Source organism: Martinezella sp. CNPSo 3957 (genome assembly GCF_057784395.1).
Genome location: NZ_JBXSOU010000003.1, coordinates 323537 through 342204, shown reverse-complemented (window position 1 = coordinate 342204; position 18668 = coordinate 323537). Strand labels below are relative to the sequence as shown.

The window sequence follows — 18668 nt, the reverse complement described above, 5'->3', positions numbered from 1 at the left end:
CCCTTTGTCGTGAGAGGTTTGTTGTCCTCAGAGCATCGTGCCGCTGAGGATCAGCAGCGCGACCGAGAAATAGATGACAAGGCCGGTGACATCGACCAGCGTCGCGACAAAGGGCGCCGAGGCGCTGGCTGGGTCGAGCCGCAGCTTCTGCAAGACGAATGGCAGCATCGAGCCGGCGAGCGAGCCGAAGGTGACGATGCCGATGAGGGCAGCGAAAACCGTAAGGGCGACCAGCTGCCAATGTGGGCCGTAGTCGAAGAGGCCGATGTTCTGCCAGAGCACGATGCGGGCAAAGCCGACAAGGCCGAGGATCGCTCCGAGCACAATGCCCGTAGGCAGCTCGCGGAAGGCCACACGCCACCAGTCCGAGAGCTTGAGTTCGCCGAGCGCCAGCGCCCGGATGATGAGCGATGTCGCCTGCGAGCCGGAATTGCCGCCCGAGCTCATGATCAGCGGGATGAAGAGCGTCAGCACGACAGCCTTCTCCAGCTCTCCTTCGAAATGCTGCATGGCGCTTGCGGTCAGCATTTCGCCGAGGAAGAGGGCTGCAAGCCAGCCGGCGCGCTTGCGGATCATGCCCGCAAAGCTGATCTTCATATAGGGCTGGCCGAGGGCTTCCATACCGCCGAACTTTTGGGCGTCCTCGGTGGTATCGGCGATCATCGTGTCGATGACGTCGTCGACCGTGACGATGCCGAGCATGTGGCCCTTTTCGTCGACAACAGGAAGCGCCAGCAGATCGTGGCGGCGGATCAGGCGGGCGACGTCCTCCTGCTTCATCAGCGGCGGTGCCGTGACGGGCACGCCCTTCTGGGCCACGGTCAGGATGCAGGCATCCGGCTCACCGGTGATGAGGCGACGCAGCGTCACGACATGCAACAGCACGTGCGTTTCGTCATCGAGCACATAGATGGCATAGACGGTTTCGCGGGAGCGCTCGACCTGGCGAACGTGATCGAGCGTCTGGGCCACGGTCCAGCTCGCGAAAACGCTGACGAATTCCGTCGTCATGATGCCGCCGGCCGTGCGTGGCGGATAGCCCATCAGGCTCTGAATCGCCTGCCTTGCATGCTCGTCGAACGTTGCGAAGAGACGGGCGCGCGTATCGACATCCATTTCGAGCAGCACGTCGGCGACGCGGTCGTTTGACATGCCATGCAGCAGGCGGGCGGCATCCGCATTGCCCATGACTTCGAGAATGGCGGGTGCGTTGCGCAGTTCCGGCCGGTCGAGAATGCGCACGGCGCGCTCTTCCGGCATTTTGGCGAGAATGCGAGCAGCCTCTGCCACCTCTGTTGCGTTCAGAGCCTCGACGCGTTCCGCGATGGTGACGGCGCGATTATTATTGATGAATGCACGAGCGGCATTGCCGGCCCGCGCTGGAAAGCTGTTGATGTTCATTATAGCTCGCCTTTCCGGTCGATCCGCCGTCGCAGCGGATCGTGGCGAGCCGACAGGAGTCGGTTAGTGCACGAATGCTACTGACGGCAAAGGCAATCGACTACTACTGTCGCTAGGCATCGAAAGATGGCTCCGGTTAATCGGTATGGAAAACGCTGTTCGCCACGTGCGGAGAAGTCGCGCCGAAGGCATAAAAAGTCAAGAGGCGGACGTGCCTAAACACTCGATCCTGCGATAAAAATTTGTTTAGGCGGCTGCAAATTTTTGCGATGCAACAAAACCTAGTGCAAATGCGTTAAAACAATGCGGCCGGACGACATTCGCCCGGCCCGATCTGGCGCGAATATTGGTCGCTCAGAAGCCCGCCAGAACGACCTTGCCCTTCATCTTGCCGGTCTCGACGAGGGCATGCGCCTTCTTGAGATTGGCGGCATTGATCGTGCCCGCGGTCTCGGTCAGCGTCGACCTGATCTTACCGGCATCTACCAGTTCGGCGATCTTCGTCAACAGCTTGTGCTGCTCGATCATGTCGGCAGTGTTGTAGAGGGGGCGAGTGAACATCATCTCCCAATGGATCGATATCGCCTTCCACTTGAAGGGCACGACATCGAGCGTTTTCGGATCGTCGATGAGGGCGAACCGGCCCTGAGGCGCGATGGCCTCCGCGATAGAGGCGATGTGATCCAAGGTGTTGGTCGTCGAGAAGACGAAGGCGGGGGCGCCGATGCCGAGCGCCTCGATCTGCGGCGCAAGCGGCTTCGAATGGTCGATGACGTAATGGGCGCCCAATTCCTTCACCCAGGCCTGCGTTTCCGGGCGGGATGCTGTCGCGATGATGGTGAGATCGGTCAGCGCGCGGGCGATTTGGATGGCGATCGATCCGACGCCGCCAGCCCCGCCGATGATGAGAATGGCATTGGTCGCGCCGGGAACCGGATCCTGCACCTTCAGCCGGTCGAACAGCACCTCATAGGCGGTGATCGAGGTTAGCGGCAGTGCGGCAGCCGCCGGAAAATCGAGGCTCTTGGGCTTGGCGCCGACGATGCGCTCGTCGACGAGATGGAATTCGGCATTCGAGCCGTCGCGATTGATGGCACCCGCATAGAAGACTTCGTCTCCCGGCTTGAACATGGTGACGTCGGGTCCGACCGCCTTGACGATGCCCGCCGCATCCCAGCCAATGATCTTGTATTCCCCCTCGGGCGGGGCAACGTTGGCGCGGACCTTGATATCGACCGGATTGACCGAAACCGCCTTCACCTCGACCAGTAGGTCATGGCCCTTTGCCTCGGGCGTCGGCAGTTCGATGTCGATCAGCGATGTCTCTGCGGAAATGGGTTGTGGTTGCTTATAGGCGACTGCGCGCATGGGAGAAGCTCCTGGGTTGGTTGCACAGAGGCTAGATGCGCATTATCCTTAAAAGGCGCAAGAATGCACAATTTCTGTACGTAGGTACAAAAAGGATACTGTCGATGTCGGTTCCCCGCTCCAAGCTCGTCGGAAATTTTCCAGGTTGCCCGGTCGAGGCGACGCTGAGCGTGCTTGACGGAAAATGGAAGGGCGTGATCCTGTTTCACCTGATGGAAGGAACGCTGCGCTTCAACGAAATCCGTCGCAAGCTGCCGTCGGTGACGCAGCGCATGCTGACCAAGCAACTGCGGGAACTGGAAGAATCCGGGCTGCTGTCACGCACCGTCTTTCCGGTGGTGCCGCCTCGCGTCGAGTATGCGCTGACGCCGCTCGGCGCCAGCTTGGGGCCGATCATCAAGGCGATGGCCGTGTGGGGTGAGGAGAATGTATTTTGCCATGACGGGCGCCAGCAGCTGGGCGCCTCTGGCATGTCATGCGCGCCCGGTACGGCGCTCCAGGCCAACTGAAACGGCGAAGACTGCGAGGCCTGCGACGGAAAGCACTGCGCCGACATAGCCGGTCGCAGCCGCTGTAAAGCCCCAGGAGATCACCAGCCCGCCCAGCCAGGCGCCGAGCGCATTGGCGATGTTGAAGGCGGAGTGATTGGAGGCGGCGGCCAGCGTCTGTGCATCCGCGGCCACATCCATCAGCCGCGTCTGCACGGCCGGGCACGCTGCAAAGCCGCAGCCGATCAGGAAGACGCAGATGCAGAGCATGATCGGGTTAGCCGCCGTCAGCGAGAAGAGCGTCATGATGACGATGTTGAAGATCATCATGCCGCCGATCGTGCCCTTGATCGAGATATCGCCGAGGCGCGAGCCGACGATGTTGCCGACATTCATGCCGATGCCGAAGAGAGCCAGCACAACCGGCACCATGGCGGAACCGAGGCCGGCAACATCGGTCGTCGTCGTTGCGACATAGCTGAAGATCGAGAACATGCCGCCGAAGCCGACGGCAGCGACGCCGAGCGAAAGCCAGACCTGGATGCGCTTCAGCGCACCGAGTTCACGGGCGATGCTGGCGCCTTCCTCGACCCTGTCCTTGGGAAGGAAGAGGGCGATCAGCAGCATGGTGGCGAGGCCGATGGCGCCGACCATCATGAAGGCCGCGCGCCAATTCAGAAGCTGTCCCAGGAAGGTGGCGATCGGCGTGCCGATCAGCGTCGCGATCGTGAGACCAAGCATGACCTGGCCGACGGCGCGCACGCGGCGATGCACCGGCACCATCGAGGCGGCAACGAGTGCAGCGACGCCGAAATAGGCGCCATGCGGCAGGCCGGTGATGAAGCGAAGCGCCGTGAAGCTTTCGAAGGTCGGCGCAAAGGCGCTGGAAATATTGCCGGCAGCAAAGATCGCCATCATCAAAAGGAGCAGCGTGCGTCGCGCCATCTTGGCGGCAAGCACGGCAATGATGGGCGCACCGACGACGACGCCGAGCGCATAGGCGCTGATGACATGGCCCGCTTCCGGGGTTGTCACGCCAAAGGTGTCGGCTACATTCGGCAGAAGTCCCATGATGACGAATTCACCCGTGCCGATACCGAAGCTGCCGACGGCCAACGCCAAAGTTACCAGCGCGATCGCGGTGCGCGACGGCGCTTCCAGGGCGGTTTGGGTGTCGAGGGCCTCGACGGCAATATCGCTCACGAAAACTCCTTGGGCGACATACGAAGATCACATGCCGCGAATCAGACGGTAAACTCCGGTTATGCGGTGTTCAGTGCATCAAACTGGGATATGGGACTGGCGAGGCACGGACATGCCTCGTTGATACTATCAATGAACGTGGCGCATCTGTCGCGTGCGTTTTTTGCAGTGCAGCATGTCGGATCGCGCATAAGTGTGCTGCAGTCGATATCGGCGAAACGGCTATAACGCTTGAAATCGGTCCATCCAAAACCATCTGAGAAGAAGCGTACGGGGCCTCAGCCCCTGATACAATTTGCGGAAAGACCGAGAGCCCCCAATGAAGTTGATCGGCTTTTTCAATCGCGATGGCGGAACGTTCCGCACGACTGACATGGCTGCCTATGAAAAGAAAGCGGAACAGGTCTTCCGCGACGCCGGTCACGATTTCGAAGCTGTTGTCGTGGAGGGGCGCAACGTCGTATCGGCAATGGAGCGTGCTGCACGCCGCGACGATATCGACGGAATCGTCGCCGGCGGCGGCGATGGCACCATTTCGGCGGCCGCCGCCATTGCCTGGAAAAACGGCGTCGCTCTCGGCGTCATTCCGGCCGGCACCATGAACCTCTTTGCTCGTTCTCTGCGCCTGCCGCTCGATATATGGCAGACGCTGAACGTTCTTGCGACGGGTGAGGTCGACAATGTCGATATCGGCAGCGCCAACGGTCGCGCTTTCATTCATCAGTTTTCAGCGGGCTTGCATGCGCGCATGGTCCGTTACCGCAATGGTTACACTTATCGCTCGCGCATCGGAAAGATGTCGGCCAGCACGCGCGCGGCCTTCGGCGTCATCGCCAATCCGCCGGAATTCGACGTCGACTTCGAGGCCGTCGGCATTCGCGAGCGCCGGCATGTCTCGGCGATCTCCGTCTCCAACAATCCCTTCGGCGCCAATGCGCTCCTTTATGCCGACAGCCTGCGCAGCGGCGAGCTGGGCTTCTACACTGCGAAACCGCTGCGACCGCTCGGTGTCGCACGGCTTGCCATCGACATGCTGCGGGGCCGGGTTCGCGAGAATGCCGATGTCATGGTTATGCACGCGCCGGAAGTGAATCTGCACTTCCCGAAACTGCGCCAGCTCGCCAATTGTGTGATGGACGGCGAGTTGTTGCCGCTCGAGCGCGATGTGACGCTCAAAGTGCATCCCGGCGAACTCAAGGTGATGGTCCGAGAGGGGACGGCCGCCAGCGTTGCGCGCGAAGGCGCCGTCGACAGCGTCGCCCTCTGACGGCTTCAGAGGCGGGGCAGGTAGGTCCTGTAATCGAAATCGGAAACCGTGCGCAGGTGGCCGAGCGCTTCCTTATGCTTCGTCTCGCCGTAGAGCTTCCGATACCGCTCACCGAAAACATCGGCGATGAAGGCCGAGGCGCGGAAACGCTCGACGGCAGTCAGGAAATCATGCGTCAGCTTGGGCGCATCAGTCGGCACGTGAGCCGGCGTCGTCTCCTCACCGGGATCGAGGTCGTTCTCAAGGCCCAGCAACATACCGCCCAGGATCGCCGCCAGCATCAGATAGGGATTGGCATCCGCACCTGCGACACGGTGCTCGATGCGCGCGCCCGGCCCGTCTTTTTCCGGGATGCGCACAGCCGTGCCGCGATGGCCGAAGCCCCAGGTGAGATCGACCGGGGCAAACGAGCCCGGCTGGAAGCGGCGGTAGGAGTTGGCATAAGGCGCAAACACCAGCTGAGCATCCTGCAAGGTCTGCAGGAGGCCCGCGCAGATCGACTTCAGCCTCTTCGGCTCGCCGCCGGCCGCATCGAGGACATTGCGCCCCTGAGCGTCGATGATACTCGCATGCACATGCAGCCCCGAGCCGGCATGGTCGGTATAGGGCTTTGCCATGCAGGTCGATTTCAGGCCATGCTTGCGTGCCGCCTGTTCCGCCACGCGCTTCAGCATGATGCAGTCATCCGCAGCCGCCAGCGCATCCGGACGATGCAGCAGGTTGACCTCGAACTGGCCGGGGCCGAACTCCGCCGTCGTCGCATCCGCCGGCAACCCCTGCGCCCGAGCGTAGGCGCGCAGCGTTTCGAGGTAATCGTCAAGGAGATCGACGGCATCCATATCGTAGAGCTGAAAGCCGTTCGGTTCGCCCCGATAGGTCAGGGCCGGCGGCGGCGAGGGAATGCCTTTCTCACGCCAGTCTCCGGCCAGAAGGTAGAATTCCAGTTCGGTCGCGATGACGGGCGTCAGGCCGAGCGCCTTGTAGCGATCGACCACGGCCGAAAGAATGGCGCGCGGGTCCTGGAAGCTCGGGCTGCCGTCGAGCTCGTGCATGGTCGCCAGCACCTGCTTCGATCCCGCCGTCGCCCAGGGCATATCAGCCAGCGTGCGCTTATCGGCAACACAGGTACCGTCCGGATCACCGATCGTCAGCGACAGGCCTGTGATATCGTCATTGTCGTCACCCCAGATATCGAGCGATTGCGTCGAGGTCGGCAGCCGCACGGCGCCGGACCAGACCTTCTTTTCGGCTGAAATCGGGATCTGCTTGCCGCGCAGCCGGCCGTTCATGTCCGAGATCAGCACTTCGATGCGCGCGTTACCTTCGGTTGCGTTGTCGGCCGCCATGCTCTTGTAAATCCCCAATGCTCACGGCATGGTCGTAAACCAAGATAGCTTGCAGTCAAGTCCGGCTGCGTTGCGCTCCGGTGCTTAGCCCCTCACCCTAGCCCTCTCCCCGCACATGCGGGGAGAGGGAACTCTCCAGTGCTCAGCTGTGCTCAAAGCGGCATGGGGCAGGATAACCCCCTCTCCCCGTTCGACGGGGAGAGGGCTGGGGTGAGGGGCCATGCACAGAGTCGCGGCGCTCAAGGATTTGCCTGACAGGCACCAATCGCAATGAGGTGAGTTTCAACCATGTCCGATACGTCCAGCCGCTCCAATCTCGCCGCCCTCGATGCCGCCCATCACCTCCATCCTTTTGCCGATATGCGCAAGCTCAATGCCGAGGGTGCCCGCATCATCCAGCGCGGCGAGGGTGTCTATATTTTCGATGCGGAAGGGCGAAAATATCTCGACGGTTTTGCCGGCCTCTGGTGCGTGAATATCGGCTATGGCCGCACCGAAATCGCCGACGCTGTCGCCAGGCAGATGAACGAACTGCCCTACTACAACACCTTTTTCGGCACCACGACCACGCCGGCGACGCTTCTCGCCGAAAAGGTCTGCGCCCATGCGGGGCCGCAGTTCAACCATGTCTTCTTCACCAATTCCGGCTCGGAGGCCAACGATACCTGGTTTCGCATGGCGAGGGTTTATTGGGCTGCGGTCGGCAAGCCGACGAAGAAGACCATCATCGCCCGCAAGAACGGCTATCACGGCTCGACGGTCGCCGGCACCAGCATGGGCGGCATGAAATATATGCACGAGCAGGGCGACCTGCCGATCCCTGGCGTCGTCCATATCGGTCAGCCCTATTGGTATGCCGAGGGTGGCGATCTCCCGCCGGAGGAATTTGGTCTCAAGGTCGCTCGCGAACTCGAAGCCAAGATCGACGAGCTGGGTGAAGACAATGTCGCAGCCTTCGTCGCCGAGCCGGTGCAGGGTGCCGGCGGTGTCATTATTCCGCCGTCGACCTATTGGCCCGAGATCGCACGCATCTGCAAGGCGAGGAACATTCTGCTCGTCTGCGACGAGGTGATCTGCGGCTTCGGCCGTCTCGGCGCATGGTTCGGCCATCAGCACTTCGGCGTCGAGTCGGATCTGGCCCCGATCGCCAAGGGACTGTCGTCGGGCTATCTTCCGATTGGCGGCGTGCTCGTCAGCGACCGCATCGCCGATGTGCTCATCAATGAAGTCGGCGAATTCAATCACGGCTTCACCTATTCAGGCCACCCGGTCTGTGCGGCAGCGGCGCTGGAAAATCTGCGGATCATCGAGGAGGAAAGGCTGGTCGAGCGCGTGCGCGACGATATCGGCCCTTACTTCGCCAAGGCTTGGGGCAGCCTTGCCGATCACGACATGGTCGGCGAAGCCGTCAGCATCGGCTTGATGGGCGGCCTGCAGCTCGCCGCCGATAAATCGACGCGTCGCCGTTTCGAAAAGCCTGACACTATAGGTTCCGCCGTCCGCAACTATGCCCTGGCGAACGGCCTGGTCCTGCGCGCCACGGGCGACCGCATGCTGGCCTCGCCGCCGCTCGTCATCAGCCATGAGGAGGTGGATACCATGGTGCGGATCGCGCGTGGGGCGCTCAATGCCGTGTGGGCGGAGAGGAAATCGTAGTCAGGGCTTAGGTTTCGGCACGTCCCACTTGCCCGCCTTATGAAGGGCAAGGGTCAGCGCCGCAACATGGATGACCTGGATCATCTTGCCTTCCAGCGCCAGCTCGATGGCTTGGCGGATCGGCATGCGGATCAACCGGATGCGCTCGGTCGGGTCGTCTGCCGGCCTGCTTGCAAGTTCGACATTGCGGGCAATAACGATATGCGAGTGGTTTGTCTGCGTGGCAGGATTGGGTGCAAGCTTACCGACATAATCCCATTCGGTGGATGAAAGGCCGGTTTCCTCGCGCAGCTCGCGCGCGGCCGCTTCGACCGGACTTGCATCATTCGCATCCACGGCTCCGCCAGGGAGCTCGAGCGCCACGACGCCGAGGCCGTGACGATACTGCTGAACAAGATAGATATGATCCTCGGCATCAAGCGCGATGATCCCGACCCAATCGGGATATTCCAGCACGTAATAGGGCGCGATCTCCACGCCCTCCGCCGTCACGCAGTTATCCGCACGAACCTTCAGCCAGCGATCATGAATAAGGCGTGTCGAGCTTGTTGTCCGCCATGGTGGCAGGTCTGCCGTGTCCGATAGCTGGCTGTTGATGTCGTCTTTCGAGCTCATGCGCGGCTCAGCTCCTGTTGCCGATAGACGCGGGCCTAAGCACGATAGGCCTAGGCGTCCTGATGATCTCGATCGAAGATCTTGCGCACGATATAGTTCGGCGAGAGATCGTCGCGATAATAGATGCGGGCGATCATTTCGGCGAGGATGCCTGTCGTGATCATTTGCACCGACGACAGGAGCAGCACGACGCCGACCATCAGCAGCGGGCGGCTGCCGATATCGTCGCCGAAGATGAACTTGTCGATGAAGAGCCAGAGCAGGATGATGCCGGCAAGCGCGCCGAGGCCGAGGCCGAGCGAGCCGAAGAAGTGTCCTGGCCGCGCCTTGTAGCGCATGAAGAACATCACCGACAGCAGATCGAGGATGACGCGGAAGGTGCGCGAAATCCCGTATTTCGACGTGCCGTGCTGACGGGCGTGATGGGTGACCGGAACTTCGCCGATGCGCGAGCTCGGCACGACGCCGGCGACCCAGGCGGGGATGAAGCGGTGCATTTCGCCCATCAGCTTCACCTGCTTGATGATGGAGGAGCGATAGATCTTCAGACTGCAGCCATAGTCGTGTAGCTTGACGCCTGTAATGCGGCCGATCAGGTAGTTGGCACACCAGGAGGGAATCTTGCGCAGTAGAAGCCCGTCCTGGCGGTTCTTGCGCCAGCCGACGAGCAGGTCGAGCTGGCGCCGCTCCAGTTCGTCGACCATCGAAGGGATATCCTTCGGGTCATTCTGCAGATCGCCGTCCATGGTGGCGATCAGGCGGCCGTTGGCCGCATCGATACCGGCCTGCATGGCCGCGGTCTGCCCGAAATTACGCTGAAGCTCGACGATGCGCAGCGTGAGCCCTTCCTGCGAAAGCGACCGGCGGGCATTGACGAGCGTCGCGTCCGTGCTGCCGTCATCAACCAAGATCAGTTCCCAGGATTTGGCAAATCCGCTCATGGCGGCACAGATGCGCTCGATGAGCGGTCCGACGCTTTCTTCCTCGTTGAAGACGGGCACGACCAGCGAAAGCTCGAGAGGGCTTGCCGGATCGGCCTGGGGGAGGGTCGACTCTGCCGTTGTCTGCAACACTTCTTTCTCCTAAAAGACCGGCAGTACTTGCCGGACGAAACGAGCGAAAAGTCCGGTTTCAGCCTTCCGCTCGCATTTGGGTGCCCTAACTACATGAAGACTCCGACGGTTGCCAGCCGACAGAATTGGTTTATTCGCAACCGAATGACGCTGCTGACGCTCGCAGTCGTCCTTGCCTATGCCGTCTTCATCGAATGGTTCTGGGGCTGGACCTCGATCCTGGCGCAATGGGGTAAGGTCGGCGCCCTGCCGATCCTTCTGGCGCTGGCGCTCCTGACAAGCACCTACTTCCTGCGCACCTGGCGCATCTACGATTATTTCCCGAAGGAAACTTCGGGTCATTTTGCGGCGCTGTTCCGTGTGACGCAGGTCCATAATCTGCTTAATATCATGATGCCCTTCCGAACGGGGGAAACCAGCTTCCCGGTGCTGATGCGCTCCGAATTCGGCATTCCTCTGGCGCGGGGAACTTCGGCGCTGTTTGTCATGCGGCTGCTCGATCTGCATGCGCTGCTGGCCGCAGCCGGCGTCGGCCTTGCGCTTGCTTCGCCCTATCATGTCCTGGCCTGGATCGTATGGGCAGCCTTCCTGCTGCTGCCGGTCGCGGGCTTCGCCTCTCGTCGGCCCCTGATCCGCCTTGCCGCCCGCGCCCTGCCAAAGAAGGCGCAAGGGCTGGTGCATGAGCTGGAGCGCGGCCTGCCGGTTGATGCCGGCGCCTTTGCGCGCGCCTGGCTGACGACGATCGTCAACTGGCTCGTCAAGGTCGTGGTGCTTGCCTGGGCACTCGGCCTCATGAACGTGACGCCGCTTTCTGCAAGCTTCGGCGGCGCGCTCGGCGGCGAGCTGTCATCCGTGCTGCCCGTGCATGCGCCCGGAGGCGTCGGCACCTATCCGGCCGGGATCACTGCCGGCGCCATGGCTTTTGGTGCTTCGAGCGCCAAGGAGGCAATCGAAAATCTCGCACAGGCGAGCATCAACGCTCACCTGCTGATCGTGGTTTCTGCGTTGACGGGAACGGCGATCGGATTGCTGATCTCGCGCAAGCGCGTACCCATGGCTTAAAAAACAGCAGCATTTTTAGTGCCGGATCTGGTCGCCGAGCTCGGCCAATCGCTTGCGCAGGAATGCCTGCTCCGGCGCCTGCTGGCATAGCGAAAGCGCCGTTTGATAGGATTGCCGCGCCTCATCCGTCTGGCCAAGCTGGCGCAGAAAATCGGCTTTTGCGGCATGGGTGAGGTGATATCGTGCCATGCGCTCCTCCTGCAGCAGCCCATCGACGATGGAAAGCGCTGCCACCGGACCATCGCACATAGAGACTGCCACCGCCCGATTAAGCTCGATCACAGGGGAGGGGCTCGCCGTCAGCAGCAGATCATAGAGCATCACCAGCTTTCGCCAGTCGGTATCCCCTGCAGTTATGGCGCGAGCATGCTCCGCGGCGATCGCCGCCTGCAGGGCATAGCTGCCGACGCTATCTGCCGCCATCGCTTTTGCTGACAGCGCCAAACCTTCGCGGATCTGACCATGATCCCACAACGCACGATCCTGATCGACGAGCAGCACGAGATCGCCGGAGGTATCGGTGCGGGCATGTCGCCGCGAATCCTGCAGCAGCATGATTGCCAGCAGTCCTTCGACTTCCGAATCCGGCAATAGCTGCAGCAAAAGCCTGCCGAGGCGTATGGCCTCCGCGGCAAGATCGGCGCGCACGATTGCAGAGCCGGAGGATGCCGAATAGCCTTCGTTGAAGACGAGGTAGATGACGTGCAGCACCTGCGCCAGCCGCTCCGGCAGCTCGGTCTTGCTGGGAACCTCATAGGGAATATGTTCGGTGCGTATGCGGTTCTTGGCGCGGACGATGCGCTGGGCGACGGTCGGGGCCGGAATCAGAAAGGCATGGGCAATCTCTTCCGTCGTCAGGCCGCAGACCTCTCGCAAGGCCATCGCCATCCGTGCCTCGGCAGGAATAAGCGGGTGACAGCAGGTGAAGATCAGTCGCAGCATGTCGTCCTCGATCTCCTCGCTTTGCGATGTCTCCATTATCTCGCCCTCCGGATAGAGGCTGTCGGCAATGTCGGCCTGGGCAGCGTCGAAACGCGTGCGCCGCCTTATATTGTCGATGGCGCGAAAGCGTCCGGCGGAGACGAGCCACGCATAGGGATTGGCCGGGATCGTCTCTGCCGTCCATTGCTGCGCCGCTGCTGTAAAGGCGTCGTGAAGGGCTTCCTCCGCTCGGTCGAAATCGCCAAGCAAACGGATCAGCGTCGCAAGAACGCGGCGAGAGTGGCTGCGATAGATGCCGTCGATGGTCTGGTTCAGCGACACGACGTCAGCCTTCCTCTGCCAGGTCTCCCCGAAGGGTCAAGATACGAACCGGGCGGATTTCGACGGCGCCATAGCGCGCCGAGGGAATGCGTTTGGCGATATCGACAGCGCCATCGAGGTCAGAGGCTTCGATGAGGTAGAAGCCGGCCAGGTGCTCCTTGGTCTCCGCGAACGGTCCGTCCGTGACTGAAAATCCGTCGTCGCCGTCCGGACGGACGACGATCGATTTGTCTCGGAGCGCCAGTGCATCGGAAACGATCATGGTGCCGTCCCGCCGCAAGCCCTCGTCGAAGACGAAGTGCTCGCCAATCAGATGGTTCATCTCGTTCGGCGTCAATCGTCCGTCGACATCGACTGTTGTGTAGATCAGGCATAGAAACCGCATGTCTTCTCCTCTCGCAGCTATTCATTCGGAAAGCGGATGTCGAAGGCGGCGCGAACCTCGATCATGCCGTAGCGGGCAACGGGGAAGGCGGCGGCGATCGCGGTCGCTTCCTCCATATCTCGGGCTTCGATCAGCACGAAGCCGCCGAGATGTTCCTTGATCTCGGCGAACGGGCCGTCGGTAATGGCGGTTTCGCCCCGGCGCACGCGGACTGTTTTCGCGGTCTCCGGTTCGCGCAGGGCATTGGCGACGATGAGGTGGCCGCTCTCGCGCAGCCGGTTGTCATTGTCGACCGAATCCTGCGTCAGCTTTCGTCCTTCCTCTTCGGAAAGCTTGGCGATCTCGGATGTCTCGAACCAGACCTGGCAAAGAAATTTCATGATAACCTCCTCAAACGTCCGGGCCGAAATTATAGATCGGCCGTACTTCGATCGCGCCGAGCTTGGCGAGTGGGATGCCAGCGGCAATCCGGATCGCATCGTTCAGATCCTTCGCCTCGATCAGGATGAAGCCGCCAAGATACTCCTTGGTCTCGATGAAAGGTCCATCCGTCACCGCCGTCTCGCCGTTGCGGACCCGCACCGTCACCGCAGACTTCGGTGATTGTAGCGCTTCGGCATGGATCATATTGCCGCTCGCCATGAGGTCGCGATCATAGCCGAGCGAATCCGAATCGAGCTTGTGCTTCTCCTCCTTGGTCATGAGGTCGAGCCTCGTGCCATCGAACCAGACCTGGCAGAGATATTTCATCGCAGCGTCTCCTCTTCAATTTGCTGACAGCCCTAGACGAGTGGCTGCCAAGCAAATCGACATCTCGATCTGCAGCATGACAAAAATTTCTGATGCTGTCGAAAAGGCCTGAGCCCGGTCGACCAGTTCCGTCAACACCACAAGGAGAGACGGAAATGTACAGTCTGGAAGCCGCAATCGTGCATTACTGGCAAAAGAAGACGCTGTCGGAAGAGGAGCTGCTAGACGCAGCCGATGTCGGCAGGGTCGTGTTCCGCATCTGGGTCGGTTTGGCGGGCTTTGCCCTGCTGATCCTGTGCCTGAGCTGGGGTGCGCAGCCAAACGACGAGCGGCCGCAAGTCGCGGCCGCTGCTAATGTATATTCGGTGCCCGTGGATGGGCAGTAGAAAGCAAGCGCTGTCGTTTACTGGAACGCCGTTTCGAAGAAACTGCGCAGCTTGCGCGAATGCAGCGCTTCCGGCGGCATGGCGGCCAGTTTCTGGATCGCGCGGATGCCGATCTGCAGATGTTGGTTCACTTGGGTGCGATAGAAGGCGGTCGCCATGCCCGGCAGCTTCAGTTCGCCATGCAGAGGCTTGTCCGAAACGCAGAGCAGCGTGCCGTAGGGAACGCGGAAGCGGAAACCGTTGGCAGCGATCGTTGCCGATTCCATATCGAGCGCGACGGCGCGGGCCTGGGACAACCGCTTGACCGGGCCGGCCTGATCGCGCAGTTCCCAGTTGCGGTTGTCGATGGTGCCCACGGTACCCGTGCGCATGATGCGCTTCAGCTCGAAGCCCTCATAGCCGGTGATCTCGGCAACGGCGGCCTCAAGCGCGACCTGCACTTCGGCGAGCGCAGGGATCGGCACCCAGACCGGCAGGTCGTCGTCAAGAACATGGTCCTCGCGCATGTAGGCATGGGCGAGCACATAGTCGCCGAGCCGCTGACTGTTGCGCAGGCCGGCGCAATGGCCGAGCATCAGCCAGGCATGCGGACGCAGCACGGCCACGTGGTCGGTGATCGTCTTGGCGTTGGAGGGGCCGACGCCGATATTGATCATGGTGATCCCGGCATGGCCCTTCTTCTTCAGATGGTAGGCCGGCATCTGCGGCAGCCGCGGCGCGGTCACATCGCCCTCGGGCTGGCTGGAGCCAGCCTTCGTGATGATGTTGCCCGGTTCGACGAACTCGGTATAGCCGTCGCCGCCGCTCGCCATCAGGTCGCGTGCCCATTTGCAGAATTCGTCGATATAGAACTGATAGTTCGTGAACAGCACGAAATTCTGGAAATGCGCCGCACTGGTCGCCGTGTAGTGGACGAGGCGGGCCAGCGAATAGTCGATGCGCTGCGCCGTAAACGGCGCAAGCGGCGAGGGCTCGCCCGGCGGCGGGATATATTCGCCATTGGCGATTTCGTCGTCCGTGGTGTTCAAGTCCGGCGTGTCGAAGAGGTCGCGCAGCGGAATGTCTTCGAAAATACTGGCGGTTGCTTCGACGTGAGCCCCTTCGCCGAAGGCGAAATGGATCGGAATGGGTGTCGTCGATTCCGACACGACCACCGGAACATTATGGCTGCGCATCAGGAGCGTCAGCTGCTCCTTGAGATAATGTTTGAAGAGCTGCGGGCGAGTGATCGTCGTCGTATAGACGCCGGGCGCGGTGACATGGCCGTAGGAGAGGCGCGAATCGACATGGCCGAAGCTCGTGGTCTCAATGCTGACCTGCGGATAGAAGGCGCGGTAGCGCGCGGTGATCGGCGCGCCTTTGGCAAGCTTGGTGAAATTGTCGATCAGGAACGCGGTGTTGCGATCGTAAAGCTCCGTCAGCGCTTCCACGGCCTTGCCCGGATCATCGAAGGTCCGTGGCTGGAACGGGCTGGGAGAGGAAATGTCGAGGGGTGAAAAGGGAGAGATTCTGTTGCTCATGCGCCATTATAGAGTGTCGTTGGTTACAAGCAAACGACGTTGCAACAAGCGGTCCGGATTCTCGCAGCTATTTTTAGAGCCGCCCACTGGCCTGCGCGAGGACTACGCGCAGACGTTTGTTACTGTACCGTCGTGCAGTAAGGCGCGCCGGTCTGCACGCAGGTGAAGCTTGCGCCGAAGTGCGATTGTGCGCCGCTGCGACCGGCGTGTTCGACCGCAACTGAGAAGCTGAATGCGAAGACGGCAGCAAACAGCATGATAACAACGAAGCGCCGTGCGATGATGATCGAGTCCATATTCCTGGCCTACCCGTGCCCTATACTGGACACTGTTTTGCCATGGTCAGGCTGAACAGGTGCTGAGATACCGGTTCATCCGACGTTCAGAAATATTACCGGTTTCGAATGGTCGCCGGCCACTCCTCGCAGGCAGAATAACAAGAGCCCGCCGACGTCAGGCGGCAGGCACGTCGAGTGCTTTCTGGGACAGGCAGGTGCTGTTTTAGAGTTTCGTCCAGGTCTGCGACTTGCAGAATACCTTCAGCACGCAGCCCTGCATCTTGATCTTGTTGCCGCTGACCGTGCCGGAGCCGCTATAGGTTTTGTCTTCGGAGGGGTCGGTAAGCTCGCCCGTATAGCTGTTACCTGTGCCCTGCATCTTGCCGATCTGCTTGCCGGCATATTTGCCTGTCTTCAGGGTCACGCAATAGCTGTCGCCGCAGGGAGCGATGGCAGCCGTGTCGCCAGCCACCGTTTTCCAATTGCCGACGATCGGCTCTTCGGCAAGAGCGGCACTCGCACTCATCAGCAATGCGATCGCGAGAACGGTAGTGCGGATCATGGTGTCATTCCTCCCCCAAGGCGCATCCGGTTCTGTGACCGGGAATGCAGTGAGATTATCTAACGCGAACGTAAAGGTAAATATGGTTTTCGGAGCTCAAATACCCGTTTCGGCGGGTATCCGAGCGCCGTCGAAACACGACATCGAATTCAACTGCGCTCTTTTTGTGGTGAAGAAAGAGTTTAAATCCAAATCTTAACGGAAGGTTAAACTCGCCCGAAAATCCTTAATTTGCAAGGGAAGCCATGTTTAACAAAATCCCAAGTTTACCAAGCATTTGCACTTTGTTTGCATCGAATTAATCATGCATTTTAGGCGTTTTTTGAAAGCCGTCTGCGATAGTGAAGCCATCAAACGAGCGGGGTAAACCCGCCGGCCGGAAGAACCGGAAAGCCGCGTATGACGGCAAGGTTCTGACGGAAAACAGGGCAGATACGAACAGAAGTCAAACAGGGATAATTGCAATGGCACGCTTCGAAACGCCGATGTCTGGAAATGCCATGATGGGTGGTAACAGCGCCGATGCCCTTTGCGAACTGGGCGTGAACTACGCGACCGGCAGGGGCTGCAATGCGGACCTCGTTGCCGCCCACAAATGGTTGAATATCGCCGCCATCCGCGGCAGCGAGCGCGCCGCCGAGCTTCGCGCCGACGTTGCCGCGACCTTGACCAAGATGCAGCTCGCAGCGGCGCTGCGCGCCGCCCGCGAATGGATGACCACGCACTGAGGCGCGTGCGTAGGCAATAAGACTTTCTGACCTCGAAAGAGGGGATGTCGGCTGCCGAGGGAGATGCCAGCCGAAATGATGAAAACCGCGACCGGCCGGAACAAGGCAGGCGCGGTTTCGTCGTTTTGGGCTTAACCGATCGCCTTCAACACTTTGGGCAGCGCCTCGGCCAAGAGGTCGAGATCCTGCTTCGGGCCGACGCTGACGCGAATGCAGCGGTTGAGCGGAGCAACGCCCGGCATACGGATGAAGACGCCATGCTGGATCAGCCCGTCGACGACGGCGCGGGCATAGGTGCCGTCGCGGCCGCAATCGATGGCGACGAAATTGGTGGCGGAGGCGAGAGGCAGCAGCCCGTTGACGCGAGCGATCGTGCCGATCTCCTCCCGCGCAGCCCGGATCTTGCCGATTACTTCGGCAAGATAGGCCTGATCCTTCAGCGCGGCGAGCGCCGCTACAGTCGCGAGCCTGTTCATGCCGAAATGATTGCGGATCTTGTCGAAGGCCAGCACGGTCTCCGGCGCGCCAATGACATAGCCGACGCGGGCGCCGGCAAGGCCATAGGCCTTGGAGAAGGTGCGGGTGCGTAAGACATTCGGCAGGTCGATCAGGGCCGTGATATCAGGAAGCGAGCTGGTGGGGCCCGTTTCGCTATAGGCTTCGTCGAGGATCAGCAGGCAGTTTTCCGGCAGCGCACGGGCAAAGGCGACGATCTTGTCGGCATCCCACCAGCTTCCCATCGGATTGTCGGGATTGGCGAAATAGACGAGCGGCGCATTCTCGCGCTTCACCGCATCGAGCAAGCCATCGAGATCCTCACGATCATCGACATAGGGAACGGTAACCAGACGGCCGCCGAAGCCCGCGACATGGAAATTGAAGGTCGGATAGCCGCCAAGCGAGGTGACGACGGGCGTACCCGGTTCGATCACCATACGCGCGATCAGGCCAAGCAGGCTGTCGATCCCTTCGCCGACGGCGATATTGGCGGATTGAACGCCGAGATGGGCCGCAAGCGCCTGCTTCAACTCGTAATTTTCCGGATCGTTATACATCCAGATATCGCCGGCCCGCTCGCGCATGGCCGCGATGACGGAGGGCGCTGGCCCAAAGCCGTTCTCATTGGCGCCGATACGGGCCTTGACTGTCAGCCCGCGCTGACGCTCCAACGCTTCTGGGCCGACGAAAGGAACGGTGGAGGGAAGGGCGCTGATCAGCGGCGTGAAGCGCGAGAAGGCGGACATGCTGGCTTTGTTTCCCGAATTCGGTTGCTGGGTGCGGCAGAATAGGCGCTTGGCGGGTGGTTGCAAGAGCCGA

The 18668-nt window shown here is 61.0% G+C and carries 20 protein-coding genes; 6 read left to right on the top strand and 14 right to left on the bottom strand.

Annotated features, from left to right (window positions below):
* Window positions 1-27: 27 nt before the first annotated feature.
* Both mgtE and AC13QE_RS10110 read right to left on the bottom strand, forming a co-directional pair.
* Window positions 28-1401: a magnesium transporter gene (gene mgtE / locus AC13QE_RS10115; RefSeq protein WP_488483529.1), complete on the bottom strand. Its 1374-nt coding sequence runs from the start codon at window positions 1399-1401 to the stop codon at window positions 28-30.
* A 354-nt stretch (window positions 1402-1755) separates the two neighbouring features.
* Entirely contained in the window at window positions 1756-2769 is a 1014-nt protein-coding gene (locus tag AC13QE_RS10110; RefSeq protein ID WP_488483528.1) for a zinc-binding alcohol dehydrogenase family protein, read from the bottom strand.
* 104 nt (window positions 2770-2873) lie between these two features.
* Here AC13QE_RS10110 and AC13QE_RS10105 point away from each other — a divergent pair, with 104 nt between their 5' ends.
* The gene (locus AC13QE_RS10105) at window positions 2874-3278 is read left to right on the top strand and encodes a winged helix-turn-helix transcriptional regulator (RefSeq protein ID WP_488483737.1); all 405 of its coding nucleotides are present in this window, start codon (window positions 2874-2876) and stop codon (window positions 3276-3278) included.
* Here AC13QE_RS10105 and AC13QE_RS10100 read toward each other — a convergent pair.
* The gene (locus AC13QE_RS10100; RefSeq protein ID WP_132716169.1) at window positions 3243-4460 is read right to left on the bottom strand and encodes an MFS transporter; all 1218 of its coding nucleotides are present in this window, start codon (window positions 4458-4460) and stop codon (window positions 3243-3245) included. The genes AC13QE_RS10105 and AC13QE_RS10100 overlap by 36 nt on opposite strands.
* Window positions 4461-4779: 319 nt before the next feature.
* On the opposite strand from AC13QE_RS10100, the gene AC13QE_RS10095 reads away from it, so the two are divergent.
* Window positions 4780-5727: a diacylglycerol/lipid kinase family protein gene (locus tag AC13QE_RS10095; RefSeq protein WP_132716170.1), complete on the top strand. Its 948-nt coding sequence runs from the start codon at window positions 4780-4782 to the stop codon at window positions 5725-5727.
* Between the two features lie 5 nt (window positions 5728-5732).
* Here AC13QE_RS10095 and AC13QE_RS10090 read toward each other — a convergent pair whose 3' ends face one another.
* Entirely contained in the window at window positions 5733-7073 is a 1341-nt protein-coding gene (locus tag AC13QE_RS10090) for a glutamine synthetase family protein (RefSeq protein WP_488483527.1), read from the bottom strand.
* Between the two features lie 288 nt (window positions 7074-7361).
* On the opposite strand from AC13QE_RS10090, the gene AC13QE_RS10085 reads away from it, so the two are divergent.
* The gene (locus AC13QE_RS10085; protein ID WP_488483526.1) at window positions 7362-8729 is read left to right on the top strand and encodes an aspartate aminotransferase family protein; all 1368 of its coding nucleotides are present in this window, start codon (window positions 7362-7364) and stop codon (window positions 8727-8729) included.
* Here AC13QE_RS10085 and AC13QE_RS10080 read toward each other — a convergent pair whose 3' ends face one another.
* Entirely contained in the window at window positions 8730-9344 is a 615-nt protein-coding gene (locus tag AC13QE_RS10080; RefSeq protein ID WP_488483525.1) for an NUDIX hydrolase, read from the bottom strand.
* 50 nt (window positions 9345-9394) lie between these two features.
* The gene (locus AC13QE_RS10075) at window positions 9395-10414 is read right to left on the bottom strand and encodes a glycosyltransferase family 2 protein (RefSeq protein ID WP_488483736.1); all 1020 of its coding nucleotides are present in this window, start codon (window positions 10412-10414) and stop codon (window positions 9395-9397) included.
* 96 nt (window positions 10415-10510) lie between these two features.
* Between AC13QE_RS10075 and AC13QE_RS10070 the strand changes: the two genes are divergently transcribed.
* Window positions 10511-11479, top strand: coding sequence for a lysylphosphatidylglycerol synthase domain-containing protein (locus tag AC13QE_RS10070; RefSeq protein WP_488483524.1), 969 nt, complete (start codon window positions 10511-10513; stop codon window positions 11477-11479).
* Between the two features lie 15 nt (window positions 11480-11494).
* Here AC13QE_RS10070 and AC13QE_RS10065 read toward each other — a convergent pair whose 3' ends face one another.
* From AC13QE_RS10065 to AC13QE_RS10050, 4 genes are read right to left on the bottom strand one after another with little or no spacing between them, the layout of a single operon-like run.
* Window positions 11495-12736 (bottom strand): RNA polymerase sigma factor, encoded by a 1242-nt coding sequence (locus tag AC13QE_RS10065; RefSeq protein WP_488483735.1) that lies wholly within the window; start codon window positions 12734-12736, stop codon window positions 11495-11497.
* A 10-nt stretch (window positions 12737-12746) separates the two neighbouring features.
* Complete coding sequence (locus AC13QE_RS10060) at window positions 12747-13127, bottom strand: YciI family protein (RefSeq protein WP_488483523.1); 381 nt, start codon at window positions 13125-13127, stop codon at window positions 12747-12749.
* A 17-nt stretch (window positions 13128-13144) separates the two neighbouring features.
* Window positions 13145-13507 carry a YciI family protein gene (locus AC13QE_RS10055; protein WP_488483522.1) on the bottom strand — a complete coding sequence of 121 codons (363 nt, stop codon included), beginning with the start codon at window positions 13505-13507 and terminating at the stop codon, window positions 13145-13147.
* Between the two features lie 10 nt (window positions 13508-13517).
* A complete protein-coding gene (locus AC13QE_RS10050) occupies window positions 13518-13877 on the bottom strand; it encodes a YciI family protein (RefSeq protein WP_488483521.1) in 360 nt (119 codons plus the stop codon).
* Between the two features lie 155 nt (window positions 13878-14032).
* Here AC13QE_RS10050 and AC13QE_RS10045 point away from each other — a divergent pair, with 155 nt between their 5' ends.
* Window positions 14033-14263, top strand: coding sequence for a hypothetical protein (locus tag AC13QE_RS10045; protein ID WP_488483520.1), 231 nt, complete (start codon window positions 14033-14035; stop codon window positions 14261-14263).
* A gap of 17 nt (window positions 14264-14280) precedes the next feature.
* On the opposite strand, the gene AC13QE_RS10040 is transcribed toward AC13QE_RS10045, so the two are convergent.
* The 3 genes from AC13QE_RS10040 to AC13QE_RS10030 all read right to left on the bottom strand — a co-directional run bounded on the left by AC13QE_RS10040 (window position 14281) and on the right by AC13QE_RS10030 (window position 16623).
* Entirely contained in the window at window positions 14281-15783 is a 1503-nt protein-coding gene (locus AC13QE_RS10040; RefSeq protein WP_112335670.1) for an AMP nucleosidase, read from the bottom strand.
* A gap of 119 nt (window positions 15784-15902) precedes the next feature.
* Window positions 15903-16079, bottom strand: a complete 177-nt coding sequence (locus tag AC13QE_RS10035) for a hypothetical protein (RefSeq protein ID WP_015339266.1) — start codon at window positions 16077-16079, stop codon at window positions 15903-15905.
* 205 nt (window positions 16080-16284) lie between these two features.
* Window positions 16285-16623, bottom strand: coding sequence for a DUF2147 domain-containing protein (locus AC13QE_RS10030; RefSeq protein ID WP_112335671.1), 339 nt, complete (start codon window positions 16621-16623; stop codon window positions 16285-16287).
* A gap of 464 nt (window positions 16624-17087) precedes the next feature.
* Here AC13QE_RS10030 and AC13QE_RS10025 point away from each other — a divergent pair, with 464 nt between their 5' ends.
* Window positions 17088-17351: a sel1 repeat family protein gene (locus tag AC13QE_RS10025; RefSeq protein ID WP_015339268.1), complete on the top strand. Its 264-nt coding sequence runs from the start codon at window positions 17088-17090 to the stop codon at window positions 17349-17351.
* Window positions 17352-17482: 131 nt separating this feature from the next.
* On the opposite strand, the gene AC13QE_RS10020 is transcribed toward AC13QE_RS10025, so the two are convergent.
* On the bottom strand, window positions 17483-18595 hold the full coding sequence (locus AC13QE_RS10020; protein ID WP_488483519.1) for a pyridoxal phosphate-dependent aminotransferase: 1113 nt from the start codon (window positions 18593-18595) through the stop codon (window positions 17483-17485).
* Between the last annotated feature and the right edge of the window lie 73 nt (window positions 18596-18668).

Coding starts and splice junctions, on each gene's coding strand:
- mgtE (WP_488483529.1), bottom strand. CDS start 1,401: ATGAACATCAACAGCTTTCCAGCGCGGGCCGGCAATGCCGCTCGTGCA.
- AC13QE_RS10110 (WP_488483528.1), bottom strand. CDS start 2,769: ATGCGCGCAGTCGCCTATAAGCAACCACAACCCATTTCCGCAGAGACA.
- AC13QE_RS10105 (WP_488483737.1), top strand. CDS start 2,874: ATGTCGGTTCCCCGCTCCAAGCTCGTCGGAAATTTTCCAGGTTGCCCG.
- AC13QE_RS10095 (WP_132716170.1), top strand. CDS start 4,780: ATGAAGTTGATCGGCTTTTTCAATCGCGATGGCGGAACGTTCCGCACG.
- AC13QE_RS10090 (WP_488483527.1), bottom strand. CDS start 7,073: ATGGCGGCCGACAACGCAACCGAAGGTAACGCGCGCATCGAAGTGCTG.
- AC13QE_RS10085 (WP_488483526.1), top strand. CDS start 7,362: ATGTCCGATACGTCCAGCCGCTCCAATCTCGCCGCCCTCGATGCCGCC.
- AC13QE_RS10080 (WP_488483525.1), bottom strand. CDS start 9,344: ATGAGCTCGAAAGACGACATCAACAGCCAGCTATCGGACACGGCAGAC.
- AC13QE_RS10070 (WP_488483524.1), top strand. CDS start 10,511: ATGAAGACTCCGACGGTTGCCAGCCGACAGAATTGGTTTATTCGCAAC.
- AC13QE_RS10060 (WP_488483523.1), bottom strand. CDS start 13,127: ATGCGGTTTCTATGCCTGATCTACACAACAGTCGATGTCGACGGACGA.
- AC13QE_RS10055 (WP_488483522.1), bottom strand. CDS start 13,507: ATGAAATTTCTTTGCCAGGTCTGGTTCGAGACATCCGAGATCGCCAAG.
- AC13QE_RS10050 (WP_488483521.1), bottom strand. CDS start 13,877: ATGAAATATCTCTGCCAGGTCTGGTTCGATGGCACGAGGCTCGACCTC.
- AC13QE_RS10045 (WP_488483520.1), top strand. CDS start 14,033: ATGTACAGTCTGGAAGCCGCAATCGTGCATTACTGGCAAAAGAAGACG.
- AC13QE_RS10040 (WP_112335670.1), bottom strand. CDS start 15,783: ATGAGCAACAGAATCTCTCCCTTTTCACCCCTCGACATTTCCTCTCCC.
- AC13QE_RS10035 (WP_015339266.1), bottom strand. CDS start 16,079: ATGGACTCGATCATCATCGCACGGCGCTTCGTTGTTATCATGCTGTTT.
- AC13QE_RS10030 (WP_112335671.1), bottom strand. CDS start 16,623: ATGATCCGCACTACCGTTCTCGCGATCGCATTGCTGATGAGTGCGAGT.
- AC13QE_RS10025 (WP_015339268.1), top strand. CDS start 17,088: ATGGCACGCTTCGAAACGCCGATGTCTGGAAATGCCATGATGGGTGGT.
- AC13QE_RS10020 (WP_488483519.1), bottom strand. CDS start 18,595: ATGTCCGCCTTCTCGCGCTTCACGCCGCTGATCAGCGCCCTTCCCTCC.